The organism is Paenibacillus tianjinensis (genome assembly GCF_017086365.1).
Classification (GTDB): Bacteria; Bacillota; Bacilli; order Paenibacillales; family Paenibacillaceae; genus Paenibacillus_AQ; species Paenibacillus_AQ tianjinensis.
In genome coordinates this window covers 6047398-6063048 of the sequence record NZ_CP070969.1, presented here as the reverse complement: position 1 = coordinate 6063048, position 15651 = coordinate 6047398, and the positions used below count along the sequence as shown (strand labels likewise).

Sequence of the window (15651 nt, the reverse complement as noted above, 5' to 3'; positions counted from 1 at the left end):
ATTTGGTGCTAATTGCTGGTGTTGTAAGACCCCTGAACAAGTACAGGCTAGGGGAGTTGGTTGAAACTGGGTGTATTTCATGAAAAATTGTCATTATTAATGATTATTTTCAAGAAATTAAGCTTGTAAGGAGCGCACAGAGCGTGTAAGATATACAAAGGTTTTAAACCGATTATTCATATAACAACTCATATAATCTTGGGAATATGGCCCATAAGTTTCTACCGGATAACCAACGTAATTATCCGACTATGAGTGAAATAGCGCATCTAGGGTTCCGTTTTTTATGCCGTACGGCGGCATAGGAAGGGCTGGTCCAAGCGATGCGGACACTGCGATGTGTTACACCACTTAGGGACAAAAACCCAGAAGGACAGATTCACTTGAGAGAAACGCTCAAGAGAATCTGTCCTTTTTTTGTTTCAGTAAAGGATTGGGCGGGAAGAACCTTGAAGGAGAGAAGCTGCTGTTATGAGAGTATTAGAGGAACGTATTAGAGAAGAAGGCCTGATTCTGTCGGAGACCGTACTGAAGGTAGACTCGTTTCTGAACCACCAGGTGGATACAGAGCTTGCCCTGCAGATCGGGCAGGAGTTCAAGACGGTTTTTGGACATTTGCCGATTACAAAGATCTTAACCGTGGAGGCCAGCGGAATCCAGTTCGCCATGGCAGCGGGGATTGCGCTGGGAGTTCCCTTTATTTATGCCAAGAAAAAGAAGGCTGTTACCTTGTCAGAAGGGGTCTATTCGGCACCGGTTCATTCGTTTACCCGTCAGGAAGACTATCTGATCAGCATTTCACAGAAATATCTGGGGCCGGAGGACAAGGTGCTGATCGTTGATGATTTCCTCGCTACCGGGGCTGCGCTGGTCGGACTGGCCGATATCGTTAAGGAATCAGGGGCACAGCTGCTGGGCGTGGGCTGTGTGATTGAGAAGAGCTTTCAGGAAGGGCGGAGCCTGCTGGAGAAGAGAGGCATTCCGGTGCATGCACTGGCACGCATCTCTTCCATGGCTCCGGGAGAAATTCATTTTATCGCTAATGAAGAACAGATTAAGGAGAGTGCGGGATGTTAAGTAAGCAGAAGATATTCGCCCTGGGATTACAGCATGTGCTGGCGATGTACGCGGGGGCGGTCATTGTACCGCTGGTTGTAGGGGGCGCACTGAATTTAAGCGCAGCGCAGATGGCTTATCTGATCGCCGCCGATTTATTCACCTGCGGGTTGGCCACATTACTGCAGGTAATCGGCAGCAAACACTTCGGCAGCGGCCTTCCGGTTGTTCTGGGCTGTACCTTTACTGCGGTCAGCCCGATCATTGCGATTGCTTCGGGGTCTAACCTGGCGACGGCTTATGGTGCGATTATTATTTCCGGATTGTTTGTTGTGCTGGCAGCCCCGGTTTACGGAAAGCTGCTGAAGTTCTTCCCTACGGTAGTCACCGGATCTGTGGTGACGATCATCGGACTGTCGCTCATTCCGGTAGCGATGAACAATGTGGCCGGCGGTCAGGGCAGCCCCGATTTCGGACAGCCCCGCAATTTGTTGCTGGCCTTGATCACGCTGCTGGTTATCCTTGCAGTGAACCGGCTGGCTACAGGCTTCCTGCGTTCCGTTTCCGTGCTGGTAGGCCTCGCTGTCGGTACGGCAATCGGCTATTTTATCGGTCTGGTCGATTTCGCTGCCGTGGGCACGGCCTCTTACGTCAGTATCGCCCAGCCTTTCTATTTCGGCTGGCCGCAGTTCAGTGTGACGGCAATTTTCACGATGATTATTGTCAATATCGTCTCGATGGTCGAATCGACCGGTGTGTATTTCGCGGTCGGCAAGGCTACGGATCAGAAGGTGGAGGATAAGCAAATCGTGAACGGCCTGCGCTCTGAAGGGCTGGCGATTATGCTGGGCGGGCTATTCAACGCTTTTCCGTATACGGCGTTCTCCCAGAATGTCGGCCTCTTGTCCCTGACCCGTGTCAAGACACGCAATGTGATCTTCGCGGCAGGCGGAATTATGGTTGTGCTGGGTCTGCTGCCTAAGCTGGCTGCGCTGACAACCGTTGTACCGAATGCGGTGCTGGGCGGTGCAATGATCGTGATGTTCGGGTCCGTTGCCGCTTCCGGGATGTCCATTCTGTCCGAGGTGGATCTGCGCAAAGACGGCAATCTGCTGATTGCCGCCTGCAGTATCGCTGTAGGTCTCGGGTCGGCCGTATTGCCGTCCATGTTCGATCAGCTGCCGGAGTTCGCCAGAATGCTGCTGCAGAACGGAATTGTCTCGGGTTCCCTGACGGCGATTATCCTGAATATCTGCTTGTCAAAAACGCAGGATCACGCTGTTTCGGCAGCATCTCCGGCGGCAGCGCCGGAAATCAAATAAAATCTAATCTATTAAAAGAATGACCGCCGATTCCGAAGTATATGGGAATCGGTTTTTTTCTTTATTAACCCAAGTCATACAAGGTATAATTTCTCACATAAAGCAGAAGGGAGCAGAGAATATGAAGAAATATTGGCTGAGCATACTGGCCAGCCTGCTGCTGGTATGCATAGTGCCGCTGTTCTCCATCCTTCAGAATGTTATGGTTAAGCAGGATATACCCGTTTCTAGGCAGGGTGTGATCGATCTGCGGGAATGGGATTTTCAAGAGGACGGTGCCGTGAAGCTGAACGGGGAATGGGAGTTTTACCGTGGCAGGCTGCTGACACCGGAGGATTTTCATTCAACGCGGGCGGACCGGACGGCTCCCTCTGTGTCCACGATGATCCATGTGCCGGAGAAATGGAATACCTACATATCAGATACAGATAAAAGTCAGGCCAAAGGATACGCCACCTACCGTCTGCAGGCGAGGGTTTCCGGCGGTCAGGATATTATATACGGCTTGCGGACGCTTAATATCCGGACAGCTAGCAGAATATTTCTGAACGGACAGGAGATCGGCAGAAGCGGTCTTCCTGCAGTAACCCCGTCACAGGGGAAAAGCAACAACATTCCCTACATGGGATTTGCCGCAGTCGACGGCGATAAATTGGAAGTTATTGTGCAGGTGGCGAATTATAACTATTCTTCCGGCGGGATTGTCCAGCCGATCATCCTCGGTGACCAGTCAACGATCCTGAAGCACCGGGAATTTGCCCTGTTTGTGGACGGTGCAACACTGTTTGGTTTTTTTGCGCTTGCCTTGTTTCTGCTGATGTTCTCCAGGGTAAGGGCGAGCCGGGGAATTACGCTGTACCTGGGATTGTTCAGCTTAGCGGCTCTAGTGTATATTCTGACGCACGGTGAGAAATTGATTTCCGCTGTAATGCCCGGCCTGCCTTATGAAATTGTGCTGAAGCTGCAGCTCGCCTCCTCCACACTTGTCTATTACTATCTGCTCAGATACGTAGCTAACTCGATCAACTATCCAATGCCTCAAGCGGTTATGAGAGCCTCCAAAGCGATTACTTCCGTGCTGCTGCTGATCGCAGTGTTCGTTCCGGCACAGTACTTCAGTTATCTGGAGGGGATGCTGTTAACTTGGGGTGTGGTTGCAATCAGCTTTGTGCTCTACTCAATGGTCGTAGGAACAAGGCAGAATCCGAAGAATATGTTCCTGATGATGGTCAGTATAGAGAGTCTGAGTGTAGTCATCATTTATTATCTGGCCAGTGTCTGGAACCTGTTGTTCCACTATTACGTGCTATCCTATGAAATTTTTCTGTTCGGATTTCTTCAAGCCATTATGATGGCCCGCCAGTATGCCGCTTCCTTCCTGGAAGTGGAGCAGCTCTCCCGCAGGCTGCTCACGCTGGACGGGCTGAAGGATGAGTTTATGGGAGCTACCTCACGTGAATTGCGCAGACCCCTGCAGGGGATTGTGAACATTGCTCAGACGCTTGCGTCAGGGGCGGCAGGCCCGTTAAACGCCAAGCAGAACGAACAGCTGTCAATGGTGGTCTCCACCGGCAAGAGACTGTCCGCATTGATCAATGACATGGCGGATTTCGCCAAGCTGAACCACGGGGATCTGTTCCTGCAGCGGGAGGCTGTTGACCTGCGGAGCGTAGCTTCTTCTGTTATCGAGGTTACCCGTCATGTGACGGGCAATCCCAAGCTTAACTTCAGGCTGGAGCTGCCGGATGAACTCCCGCTGCTAGAAACGGATGAACAGCGTCTTGCGCAAATTCTGTTCAATTTACTAGCAAATGCCCTAAATTATACCCATCAGGGTGTGATAACTGTGTCGGCAGAGGTTATAGAAGATTATGTGGTTATTCAGGTAGCTGATACCGGGGCAGGAATCTCGCCGGAACGCCTGCGGACGCTCTTTGATGCCTTTGATCCGCAAGGTGCCGCAGCCCAGAAAACGTACCGTGAGAACGGTCTGGGCCTCAGCATTACCCAGAAGCTGGTGGAGCTGAACGGTGGAAGGATCGAGGTGCATTCCACCCTGGGAGAAGGGACGGTGTTCCGTTTTACCCTGCCGGTCCTGAAAGACCGGACGGCATTTCCTGCTCAGGAGTATCTGGAGATTACAGGCTGGGAAACAGCGGCTGCGGCAGCGCTGGAAGAAACTCCGCTGGAGCAGACCCAGGAAGGGGAATGCTGCACAATCCTTGTTGTTGATAATGATCCCGTCAATCTGCTGGTGCTCTCCAATGCGCTCCGGCTGGAAAAGCATCAGGTGATTACGGCTGTCAGCGGTACTGAGGCGCTCGCGATCATGCAGAGGCAGCCTGACCTGGATCTGGTCATCATGGATTGGGCTATACCGGGAATGCCGGGACTGGTCTTATGCCAAGCCATTCGTGAGCGATTCATCTTATCAGAGCTGCCTATACTCGTTCTGACAACCGGGAACCGCCCGGAAGACATTCAGGCCGTTTTTGAGGCAGGTGCCAATGATTATTTGAGCCAGCCTGTGGAGCTGAGGGAATTCAGGGCGCGTGCGCAGACCCTGCTGGATATGCGCAAGTCGATCCGCATGTCCGTAGAGACGGAAATTGCCTTCCTTCAGGCGCAGATCAAACCCCATTTTCTATATAATGCGCTTAATGCCATTATCTCGGTTTGCCCGGATGATCCGGAGAAGGCAACCGATCTGCTGCTGGATCTCAGCCAATATCTGCGCAGTAGCTTTGATTTTCAGAACCGCGGGCAAACCGTGCCGATCGGGAAGGAGCTGGAGCTGGTGCGCTCTTATCTGGCCTTGGAGAAGGCGAGGTTTGACGAACGGCTGAACATTGAAATCGATGTACCCGAGAGAATCAGGGAGCTGGTCCCTCCGCTCAGCATTCAGCCAATTGTTGAAAACGCCGTAAACCATGGACTGATGCAGAAGGAAACCGGTGGAACAGTCCTGCTGTCGATCAGGCTTCTGCCGCGGCAGCTGGTGGTTGCCGTCTCTGATGATGGAATCGGCATGTCCCATGAACGGATTGGTGAGGTACTCTCGGAAGAACGTACCGGAGGCGGTATTGGTCTGAGAAATATTCAGCGGCGGCTGCTCAAAATATACGGAACCGGTTTGCTGATTGAGAGTGTGCCCGGCAGGGGAACCCGGATTTCCTTCGCCATTCCTCGAACAGACGCAGCTTTAGAATGAATGACAAACAAGAGGTGAGCCCGGCCTATGAAGGCAATATTAATAGATGATGAAAAACCTGCGCTGCAGCACCTTGAACGACTGCTGGCCAGAGACGGGCGGCTGCAGATTACCGGCAAATACACTTCGGGAAGAATGGGGCTGCAGCATCTGCAGCAGGAGAAGGCTGACATCGTCTTCCTGGACATCGGAATGCCGGAGATGAATGGCCTGGAAGCAGCCGAGCATATTATGGGAGTGGACCGAAATATCCGGATTGTGTATATTACGGCGTACAGTGACTATGCTATTGATGCTTTTGAGCTGAATGCCGTGGATTATCTGCTAAAGCCGGTTACAGCACAACGGCTGAATAAAACGCTGGAGCGGCTGGTGGGCCGTGAAGAACCGGCAGAGGAAGCTTCCGTATCACCGGCAGCCGTAGAGAATCCCTATATCCGCTGCTTCAAACGGCTTGAGTTCATGGATCAGAATGACCCCGGGCGGAGAACACAGTGGAGAACAAGCAAGGCGCAGGAGGTTTTTGCGCTAATGCTTCATTACCACGGGCAATGGATCCTGAAGGATATGATCGTGGATCTGGTCTGGCCGGATTTCCAGCCGGAGAAGGCGGTTACCAATCTGCATACAACGGTGTATCATATCCGCAAGCTCCTGAAAACCTGGGGGATGGACGTGGTTGTGGAATTTTCGCAGGAACGCTACCGCCTGGTTTTAGGGAATGTGACGCTGGATGTGGAGCAATTCGTGCAGGGCTGGCTGGGCGGCCCTGTGGAGAACGAACAGGAATGGGAGCGCCGTGAAGCTGTGCTGGCCTTATACCGCGGGGATTATTTAGGCGAGCATCATTATGACTGGGCCGAGACGAAGCGCAAGGAGCTGCGGGCCAAGTATCTCCAGATGGCACTCCGTTCGGCAGAGTATGAACTCGGCTCCCAGCGTCCGCAGCAGGCACTTACCCGGCTGACTGCACTGCAGGAGGTAGATCCCTATTCGGAGGATATTTGCAGGCTGGCACTGCGCAGTTATGCGGATCTGGGTGATTTTCTCGGATTCAGAAACCACTACGAAAACTACAAAACGCTTTTGCAAAGCGATTTAGGTATTCATCCCGGCAGCATTATGGATAACTGGGTGCAAAAGGTCTTTTAGTCCCCTTTCCCTTCCTTCTGTTCAGGATGAAACGAAAAGAGGATAATTGCGTATCAGAAGCGTAATAGTTAACAGGAAGGAAGTGTAATAAGTGGATAATGGAATGGGTGTCATTCTGCTGGAAAAGATGCCGGAGGGCGACCTTCGCGTCATTGAGGAGCGCACGTGGAGCATGAATATGATTACCGCGCTGGAGCATGTCAATTACATTGTGGTCGGCAACCGGGAGTTTGAAACGGTTGAAGGGCGGCTGAATGTGGACCAGGGGAAGCTGGAGCTTCTGCTCGTCCCGATGCGGACCGAAGACTAAATGTAGGTGTCAGGAAGGGAGGCAATAAGGTTGGAGAACGATGAGCAAAAACCAAAGGGACCGGACAGAGAATCAGCCGGGTCCAAATTGTTTAATGCGGAAGGCAAACCGCTGCGTGTATTATCCACCTCGCTGGGCATTGCGCTGCTGGCCAATGCGATGTTCATTCCGGGAGGCGTTCATGCCACCGGGAGCGGCAGCGGAGAAGAACCGCAGCTGGTCTCCTGGTCGACCGAAGAGGTCAAAGCTTATTTTGACAAAAATGTAGACTGGAACATTCCCTATCCGGAGGAGAACGCTGGAGAGACGGTGCAGGAGGGGACGGGAGTTGTTACCTCAGGCGGAACGACAGTCATCAATAACTACGGCGGCTACAGCTCCGGGTTTGGCTGGGACGATCTGCTGCTCTACCACATGCTGTTCAACAGTGGTTCCTTCTATTCATCCAGAGGCTGGTACAATGACCGGCCAACCTATTACGGCGGTACACGGACTACCTATAGACCGCCGTCTTACAACAGCGGCAGCTTTCAGAATAAGCCGGTCGCCGGGTCAGTGGTTAAGCCGAGGACATCCACCTCTTCCACGGGTTCCATCACCCGAAGAGGCTCTTCCAAGGCCGGCGGGGTCGGAGGCAAATCAAGCGGACTGGGCTCTTCCAAGAGTTCAAGCTCCAGCAAGTCCAGTTCATCATCCCGGTCCGGCTCCAGCAAGAGCGGTTTCGGCGGATGACCAAGGTAGAGAGTGTCTTTCAATTACTGGATCAGTCAGCGCTGGAACGGGCGCCCCGGGTAGAACAGCTGCGTGAGCTGGGCTTTACCTGGGCTGATCTTGGGGAGGAAGAGTACTGGCTGGATGCGATAGCAGTCATGCCGGGAGAGCTTTACCGGGAGCTGGAGGAGGCTTCCGGGAAGTTATGGATGATCCTCGACAAAGCGGTACGGTACGTCCACCGCAGGCATGATCTGTATGATCTGCTCGGCGTTCCTCCTGTACTGTGGCAGATGCTGGATGATATGCCGCTGCCGGAACCGGGCCTGATCAGCCGTTATGCCCGGTTTGATTTTGCCGTGGCGGATGACGGCAGTATTAAGCTGCTGGAGCTGAATGCGGATACGCCTACAGGTTATGTGGAAGCTTCCATTGCGACACCATGGATCTGCGGGCAGGCCGGAATATCCAGTCCGAATGCCGGGATGAAGGAGCAGCTGGCCCGAGCCTGGGGTGAGGAACGCCCGGACACGGCAGCCTGTGTGGCTTATGGCTCTCATCAGGAGGATTCCGGTACGATTGAGGCGCTGGTCCGCCACAGCGGCCTGGACATTAAATGTGTGGATTGTCTGGATTTATGGATTGATAACGGAACGGTTTATGACGGGGAGAACCGGAGAATTGAGCGGATGTTCGCTCTGTATCCGAAGGAATGGATGGCGGTTGACGAAGGCGGGGATGCCCTTGCTTATGCCATAGAGACCGGGCGCCTGCAGCTGTTCAACGGCCCGCACAGTATTTTGCTGCAGTCCAAAGGACTGATTGCCGCGGTATGGGGCATGTATGAACTGGGGCTGCTGTTTACCGAAGAAGAACGCGGGGCCATTTCCAGCTACATCCTGCCGACCTACAATAAGCCTGTATTCTCCGGAAGCTTTGTGTCCAAATCGGTGTTCGGACGTGAAGGCGGTTCCGTACGCCTGTATGGCGACACCGGGGAACTTGAGCTTCAGGATGAGGAAGGCTTTGACAGCAGTGTATTATTCCCGACCGTGTACCAGAAGCGGGCACAACTGGCCCGGATTCAAACGGCGGAGGGTGAGCTTCATCTGCTGACCGGCATGTTCGTGATCAACGGGAAGCCCTGCGGGCTGCTCGGGCGGGCAGGCGGGCCGATTACAGGCAATGCCAGTCATTTTATCGCGCTAGGAGTGAGGGAGCTTGAATAGGAACCAACGGAGAGAGAAGCGGATCCACGGAAAGGCGAGGATCCGGCTGAGTGCTGTTCTGGGTATGCTGCTGCTTGCGGTGCTGCTGAGTGCATGCTCCAGCAACGAAGACAGCGTATTTCATACCGGGACTTCAGCAGAAACAACGGCCAGCGTATCGCGTGTACCCTGGGATTACCGGGTAGTGGAGAGTACAGTGGGCGATTTGATCGGCAGTGACATGACTGTATTGCCTGATAATGAGCTTCTGCCCAATGACGGCAATTATGCTACGGGTGACAAGATTTGGACGCTGCAGTTTATGGATGCCGAGTTGACTACAGATGCAGATCAGAAGAATGAGGTCCGCCTGTCCGCCTGGACAACGATCAAATCGTACGGGACGCAAGAGGCGGCAGCGGAAGATCTGAAGAATCTGAAAGTATCGATTACCACCGATGTTGACCTTGTCGGGGTATATAAGACCAAGTACCAGGAGAAGACGAGAAACTTCGCCGTGCTTGAGCTGCCCTCCGGCAACCGGATCAAGCAGCCGATAGACGATAAGCGCTACACGGCACTGGAGAAAGCAAAGACAGCTTCTGTAGTGCTGGAGGAAGTGCATGATTTCGCCGATTATGATTCGGCTTATGCGAAATTTCGGGGGTGGGCAAAATGACGATAGTTATTAATCTGGTAGTAAGTGTTTTAACGATCATTCTGCTGCAAGTGCTCGGTATGGTCGTCTTTACCCTGATGACTCCATTTAAGGATATGGACGAGATTAAGAAGGGCAATGTGGCGGTGGCTCTGGCGCTCGGCGGCAAATTCCTGGCTACGGCGATTATCCTTGGGGTAGCGGCCTATACGAATACATCGATCTGGCACATGATGCTGTGGTTCGCTGTAGGGTATGTCTGCCTGATCGCGGCGTATTGGATATTTGAGCTGTTTACCCCTGGCTTCAGAATATCCGAACAGCTGCAGAAGGGGAATGTAGCGGTGGGCACAATGCTCTGTCTCGTCTTCATCGGAACATCCTTTGCAGTGAGCAGTCTGATCATCTAGGCTTTTGGGGCTGCCCCGCACGTGTCATCGGTGCGGGGCACCACTTTTATTAGGGAAGAGGGGCGGGCGGATGCATTTTATCCTCAGGATATCAGGGAAGCTGATGGCGCTCAAAAAAAAGACCATTGCACTCCTGATTCTTTGTTTTGTTGTTCTGAGCGCCACCATTGCGTATACACTGGAGCCTAGTACCTTTAATAACTGGTTCAACGCCTTCTACTGGGTAATGACTACGATGTCTACCGTCGGGTATGGCGACTTTTTTGCCAAGACGTTCTCCGGCAAGCTGTTCACTATTTTTTTATACATTTTTGGCATCGGTCTGTTGAGTTTGGTTATCGGCAAAGTTGTTGAAGCCATGGGGGAGATACAGAGAAGGAGAGGAGCTGGAACCTTGAGCTTTCACGGGGAAAATCATGTGCTGCTGATTAACTGGAGCCGGAAAACGCAGGCGGCCGTGGATGAGATTCTATGTTATGACCCGAAGTGCCAGATTGTCATCATTGATGAGACAGGCCAGCATCCGCTGGAGCAGATGGAGCAGGTGCATTTCATCAGCGGCGATGCCTCGAGCGACGATATTCTGCTGAAGGCCGGTATCAGGGAAGCAAGAGCGGCCATTGTATTTGGCGACAACCGCATAGATGAAGCCTCGCTGATTGACGGCAAATCGCTGCTGATCGTCTCCAGCATTGAGCGGATCGCCCCGCAGGTACATACTACAGTCGAGATTATGCAGGAGAAAAATATAAAGAATTTCCGGCATGTTCATGTGAATGAGTTTGTACTTTCGCATGATGCCATCTCCAGGCTGGCCGTGAGGTCGGCACTGCAGGAAGGGAATTCTGAGGTAATCAGCCAGCTGCTCAGCCGTCAGCATGGCGATGACATCTATGAAGTGCCGCGGAATCCAGTCTGGCGAACCTACGGGGATGCTTTTCAGGATCTGCTCCTTCAGGGGGCTACCCTAATTTCCGACCATAGCGATATGGGGATTAACCGTAAGCTAGACCAGCCGATCCCGGCCGGTGCACGTTTGTATATTGTCACCGATGAAGAAACTTACCGCAGAATCAAAGGATAGGAACGGAAGGATCTAATTTTTTCTTCATACCCATAGAGCTGCCCAGGGTTGTTTTCGACCTGAAGGCAGCTCTATTTGTGTTATAAGTCCGCTTTTTTACAAAAAATAGTAGGAAAAATGAATCATTTTATTAATTTGACGCAAAATGAACGATAAAACAGTCAACTTTGTGACTAATATTACCGTAATATAGTTATCGACAAAATATGACCTTCATAAAGGAGTGATGATTTGGGTAGAGGACGCAGCACAGTTCTTGCTTGTCTGATGTCTCTTGCCTTCTTGGCCGCCTGCAGTAATGGGGCGCAGCCGGTACCTACAGCAAGTGCAGTAGTCTCGCCCAGCTCATCAGCGGGACCGGAACAGCCGTCAGAAGAGCATGTAAAAGAAAAGCAGGAACTATATACTTTCATAAATACGAAACTTACCGGCCCCTTTGGAGTGTACACCAATTTACTGGAGACGGATCAGTCAGCAGAAGCCGCCACAGGTCACGAGGTATTAAGCGAGTCAGCCTCCCTGATGATGTTAAGTGCTGTCCGGAACGGTGATGCACAGCTTTTTGCCCGGCAATGGGTGCTCGGCAAACAGACCTTCGACATGGAAGGCGGATTCAGCTACCGGTACAGCCCGAAGCAGCAGAAGCAGTACGCGGTTAATGCGGCGGTGGACGACCTGCGGATGATCGGTGCTTTATTTGCTGCGGGAGAGGTTTTCGGGAATCAGCAGTATACAACGGAAGCTGAGCAATATTCCAGGAGGTTCTATTCTAGTAATGTTAAAGACGGAAACATGTATGACCTATATGACAATTTACACCAACAAAATAACGGGTTTATTACTTTATGTTATATTAATCTGAGTGTGTTGCGAAAATTGTCGATTGATAGCGAATCTTTAGATATTTTGTTGGATAATATGAGCAGAATTCTTGAGCAGGGCTATCTGTCAGACTCATTTCCTTTCTATGAAACGAGATTTGATTATAAGTCCGGAGCATACGGATCAGAACATATCAATACAGTGGAATCGCTGCTGAGCATTCTGAATTTGGCAGAGGTGGGCCGCCAGCGTCCGGAGAGCATCCGCTTCATCAAGCAGCAGGTCGAGGCAGGTACGCTGTACGGACAATATACCCGTGAAGGAAAACCGGCGAATGATGTCCGCTCCACAGCAATCTATGCGCTGACGGCGATGATTGGTGCGGAGGCCGGTGATGATGCCCTCTATGAGGCAGGTATCAAGCGGATGAACGAGTTCAGAATTACCGATCCCGCAAGTCCGCTGTACGGCGGGTTTGGTGATCCGAATACCGGCCAGGCGTACTCTTTTGACAATCTGATGGCTTTATTAGCCTATTCTTATCCGCCCAAAAACGAACATTAACGAAGGTGAATCCGCATGATCTACAACACTGTGAAAACAACCCTGCGGCAGGGCGTCATGCTTGCCGGTTTCCGAGCATCCCCTGCATTTATAGCGGCCTTCGGAGTACTGATGATTACGGTGGTTGCCCTGTTTACGGCTCCTTATATCGGGATGGCTGATAACGGCGACTTTTTTCGCAATATTTACAGCAATGGGCTCTATTTCAGCAAGCCGGGTTATGACAGCCAGTATTTTGGCTATTTCGTAAAGCATTTTGGAATCTATCAATACTATAACGAGAATGGGGCGACCCTTGATTCTTCCCAGTCTCTGTTCATCAAGCTGGCTATAGGCCTGAATAAACTGCTGTTCAGCAGCACGGTGTTCGATATCCGGTTCCAGGCGGCCGTCTATACGATTCTGTATGTAGCCGCTATTTATTTGCTGGTGGAAGCAATCACGTGCCGGATGACCCGCAAGCAGGGGATGATCGTGGCGGTGCTGGCGGTTTTTGTTTTTGGCGATACGGGATACACCGCTTATTTCAATTCTTTTTACAGTGAGAGCCTTGTACTGATCATGATGTTGTTCATCTTTGCCGCATGGCTGCTGCTGTACCGCAAGCGGTACAATGATTATTTTTTGCTGGTGCTGTTTGTAATCAGCGGTCTGATTCTGACGACCTCCAAACAACAGAATGCTCCTGTAGGCATTATTTTATCGGTGCTGGGTATCTCGCTTTTGTGGGTAAGGAGAGACCGGATTTTCCGCAGTCTGACGGTGGTCTCGCTGATTCTGCTGCTGGCTGCCGGAATTGGAACCTATCTCAATATCTCCAAGGAATTCGTAAACATCAACCAGTATCATGCGATGACCCGCGGCGTACTGCAGGATTCTGCCAATCCGGAGACTTCGCTGGAATCCTTCGGGATCTATGGGCAGTATGCGATCCTAAAAAGCAATATTTACTATGAGCAATACGGGACGGTCGATGTGAATTCGCCGCTTCTGGAGAAGGATTTCTACAGCAAATACGGTTTTGTCTCTATCCTGAAATATTATGTCAGGAACCCAAGCCAGCTCAGCTCGATGCTCAATGTGGCTGCCCGGAGCGCTTTTTCGATCAAGCCGGCGGCCATGGGCAATTACGAGGAATCGGCGGGTAAGGCATTTCGGGCCCAGAGTCACTTTTTTACACTCTATAGTCTGTTGAAGGGAATTCTGGCCCCCAAAACCTTCGGGTTCATTCTGCTCTGGATGGTGCTGGTCATCGGTTTGTATATGCCTTCCTTTGTAAAAGCGTTGAAGGCACGGGATCCCAGGGGTATGCAGCGGATGATGCTGATTGTGGCCAGCATGGCGATAGGTTTGTCCGGGATTCTGGTTTCCATCATCGGGGCGGGAGATGCGGACATCTCGAAGCATGAATTTTTGTTCACCCTGGCGTTTGATCTGGTCTCGCTTCTGGCAGTATCCGGTGTGGTCGGGCGGAGAGTCTCGGGCAGCCGCGAACCGGCAGCGGACAGAGCCGGCAAAATTCCGAATGTGCAGGAGGGCGTCAGCGCATGAGCCGGCATAAGCTTGCCCGGCTCATGCTGCTGATGGCGCTGCTGCTGATTATAGCTGCATTAGTCCAGCCGGCTGTCCCGGTTCACGCTGCCGCCGAAGCGCAGTCCGCCGTGCAGCAGCCCAAGGTTCTGCTGCTGTATGACAGCCTGGCAGCGGGAACCCCGCGGGAAGGCAATGTGCGGGAAGTGCAGCGCCAGCTTGCCGCATATCATGTACAGGTCACAGTGGCCGCACTGGACCGCTATGAGCAGGGGATGATGACGGCGTTCTTAAGCGTCATAACCGTTATCAATGCGCCTGATCTGAAGCTGTCTCAGAATAAGCCGTATATGGAAGACTTAGACCGGTATAACGGACAATATTTGCATATTGGCTATCAACCCCCGGCCAGGCTGGAGCAGAACTTACAGCTGTCCACCGGACTTGCGGAGGAGGAGCGCGCAACGCTTACGGCCGGGGCGTTCCGCTCAGAGGCTCTTAAGCTGCTGCAGGTCCCTTATATTACTTCCAGTAAGGCAGAGCGGGAATATGGCAGTCTGTTCCTGAAGAGCAGCGGCCGCAAGGTGCCGTATGCTGTTAGTTCAGGGACCTTCACCTATATCCCTTACCTGGAGAAAGGCAATGCTAGTGTGCTGGCGGCAGCTGCTGTGCTGAAGGATTGGCTGGGGGCTGCTTCTGCGGCCGGACCTTATCTGGTGATTAAGGAAATTTATCCGTTCTCAGATCTGGCGCTGCTGGAAGAACTGTCCGGCCGGCTGTATGAGGCAGGAATACCGTTCACCGCCAGTGTGCGGCCGGTATTCAGCAACACGGACTTTCCGGCCATGCAGCGGTATTTGAAGGCGCTCAAGGTGGTGCAGGCGAAGAACGGGAGCATTCTGGTGAATGCTCCGGCCCTGATGCCCTCCATTAACAGCAGTGACCATACGCTCGGCGGCAAGATGAGCGGATTCATTGATCTGCTGGCCGAGAACGGCATAGCGCCGCTCGGCATGGGTGCGGAAGCCTTCTGGACCTATGACAAGGAATATGCTGCGGCAGGCATGGGTTTTTTTGACTCCGTAGTGCTGTTTCCGGATGAGAACGTGATCCATATGGAAGAGACCAACGTATCCGCAAGCTTTGCCTCCTCGCTGTACAGCATAACGCCGGAGTTCCTGCAGAGCCTGAAGCATGAGGGGAAGGCCATGCCGCGGCTGCCGATGGATGCCGCTGTTACAGTGAATCTTCCGGAGGATGAGGCCGGACTTACGCTGCTGCTGCAGACTGTGGACGACTTATGGATTACCTTTGCCGATTATAAGCAGGCTGGCCATACGGTAGCTACGGATACGAACACTGTAAGCTCCGCGGACGGCATTATTAAAGTGAACGGCAGCACGCTCAATATTGACTATGTACCGGAAATTGTCAGCAGTGATTATCAATACAAAGAAGAGCAGTTCAAAAGCTTCAAGACATTGTTCAGTGTGCAAAGCAAATTTTTCATCGTAGTGATTACCGTCGCGCTTCTGCTCTTCGGGGGACTGCTCACGGTCGGCTACAGGCTGTACCGGAAGAAATACCTGAAATGAACAATTTTTACGTAAGGA

The 15651-nt window shown here is 52.2% G+C and carries 13 protein-coding genes and 1 riboswitch; all 13 genes read left to right on the top strand.

Features of this window, described 5'->3' with window-relative positions; all coding sequences use genetic code 11:
• Positions 1-168 precede the first annotated feature (168 nt).
• Positions 169-272: riboswitch (purine riboswitch) on the top strand.
• Positions 273-471: 199 nt separating this feature from the next.
• The 13 genes from JRJ22_RS28060 (at position 472) to JRJ22_RS28000 (ending at position 15633) form a co-directional block, all read left to right on the top strand.
• Entirely contained in the window at positions 472-1077 is a 606-nt protein-coding gene (locus JRJ22_RS28060) for a xanthine phosphoribosyltransferase (RefSeq protein WP_206102458.1), read from the top strand.
• Positions 1071-2378: a nucleobase:cation symporter-2 family protein gene (locus JRJ22_RS28055; RefSeq protein WP_206102457.1), complete on the top strand. Its 1308-nt coding sequence runs from the start codon at positions 1071-1073 to the stop codon at positions 2376-2378. Before JRJ22_RS28060 ends, JRJ22_RS28055 begins: the two co-directional genes overlap by 7 nt.
• Positions 2379-2499: 121 nt before the next feature.
• Positions 2500-5589: an ATP-binding protein gene (locus tag JRJ22_RS28050; RefSeq protein WP_206102456.1), complete on the top strand. Its 3090-nt coding sequence runs from the start codon at positions 2500-2502 to the stop codon at positions 5587-5589.
• A gap of 27 nt (positions 5590-5616) precedes the next feature.
• Positions 5617-6741 carry a response regulator gene (locus JRJ22_RS28045; RefSeq protein WP_206102455.1) on the top strand — a complete coding sequence of 375 codons (1125 nt, stop codon included), beginning with the start codon at positions 5617-5619 and terminating at the stop codon, positions 6739-6741.
• 91 nt (positions 6742-6832) lie between these two features.
• The gene (locus tag JRJ22_RS28040; RefSeq protein WP_206102454.1) at positions 6833-7051 is read left to right on the top strand and encodes a hypothetical protein; all 219 of its coding nucleotides are present in this window, start codon (positions 6833-6835) and stop codon (positions 7049-7051) included.
• A gap of 30 nt (positions 7052-7081) precedes the next feature.
• Complete coding sequence (locus JRJ22_RS28035; protein WP_408637859.1) at positions 7082-7783, top strand: hypothetical protein; 702 nt, start codon at positions 7082-7084, stop codon at positions 7781-7783.
• The gene (locus JRJ22_RS28030; protein ID WP_206102453.1) at positions 7780-8991 is read left to right on the top strand and encodes a glutathionylspermidine synthase family protein; all 1212 of its coding nucleotides are present in this window, start codon (positions 7780-7782) and stop codon (positions 8989-8991) included. Before JRJ22_RS28035 ends, JRJ22_RS28030 begins: the two co-directional genes overlap by 4 nt.
• Complete coding sequence (locus tag JRJ22_RS28025) at positions 8984-9649, top strand: hypothetical protein (RefSeq protein ID WP_206102452.1); 666 nt, start codon at positions 8984-8986, stop codon at positions 9647-9649. Before JRJ22_RS28030 ends, JRJ22_RS28025 begins: the two co-directional genes overlap by 8 nt.
• On the top strand, positions 9646-10038 hold the full coding sequence (locus JRJ22_RS28020) for a DUF350 domain-containing protein (RefSeq protein WP_206102451.1): 393 nt from the start codon (positions 9646-9648) through the stop codon (positions 10036-10038). The genes JRJ22_RS28025 and JRJ22_RS28020 overlap by 4 nt, the downstream gene beginning before the upstream one ends.
• A gap of 4 nt (positions 10039-10042) precedes the next feature.
• Entirely contained in the window at positions 10043-11122 is a 1080-nt protein-coding gene (locus tag JRJ22_RS28015) for a potassium channel family protein (RefSeq protein ID WP_332461356.1), read from the top strand.
• Positions 11123-11353: 231 nt separating this feature from the next.
• Positions 11354-12508 (top strand): glycosyl hydrolase family 8, encoded by a 1155-nt coding sequence (locus JRJ22_RS28010; RefSeq protein ID WP_232380979.1) that lies wholly within the window; start codon positions 11354-11356, stop codon positions 12506-12508.
• Positions 12509-12523: 15 nt separating this feature from the next.
• The gene (gene wsfD / locus JRJ22_RS28005) at positions 12524-14059 is read left to right on the top strand and encodes a glycan biosynthesis hexose transferase WsfD (protein WP_206102449.1); all 1536 of its coding nucleotides are present in this window, start codon (positions 12524-12526) and stop codon (positions 14057-14059) included.
• Positions 14056-15633 (top strand): hypothetical protein, encoded by a 1578-nt coding sequence (locus tag JRJ22_RS28000; protein ID WP_206102448.1) that lies wholly within the window; start codon positions 14056-14058, stop codon positions 15631-15633. The genes wsfD and JRJ22_RS28000 overlap by 4 nt, the downstream gene beginning before the upstream one ends.
• Positions 15634-15651 lie beyond the last annotated feature (18 nt).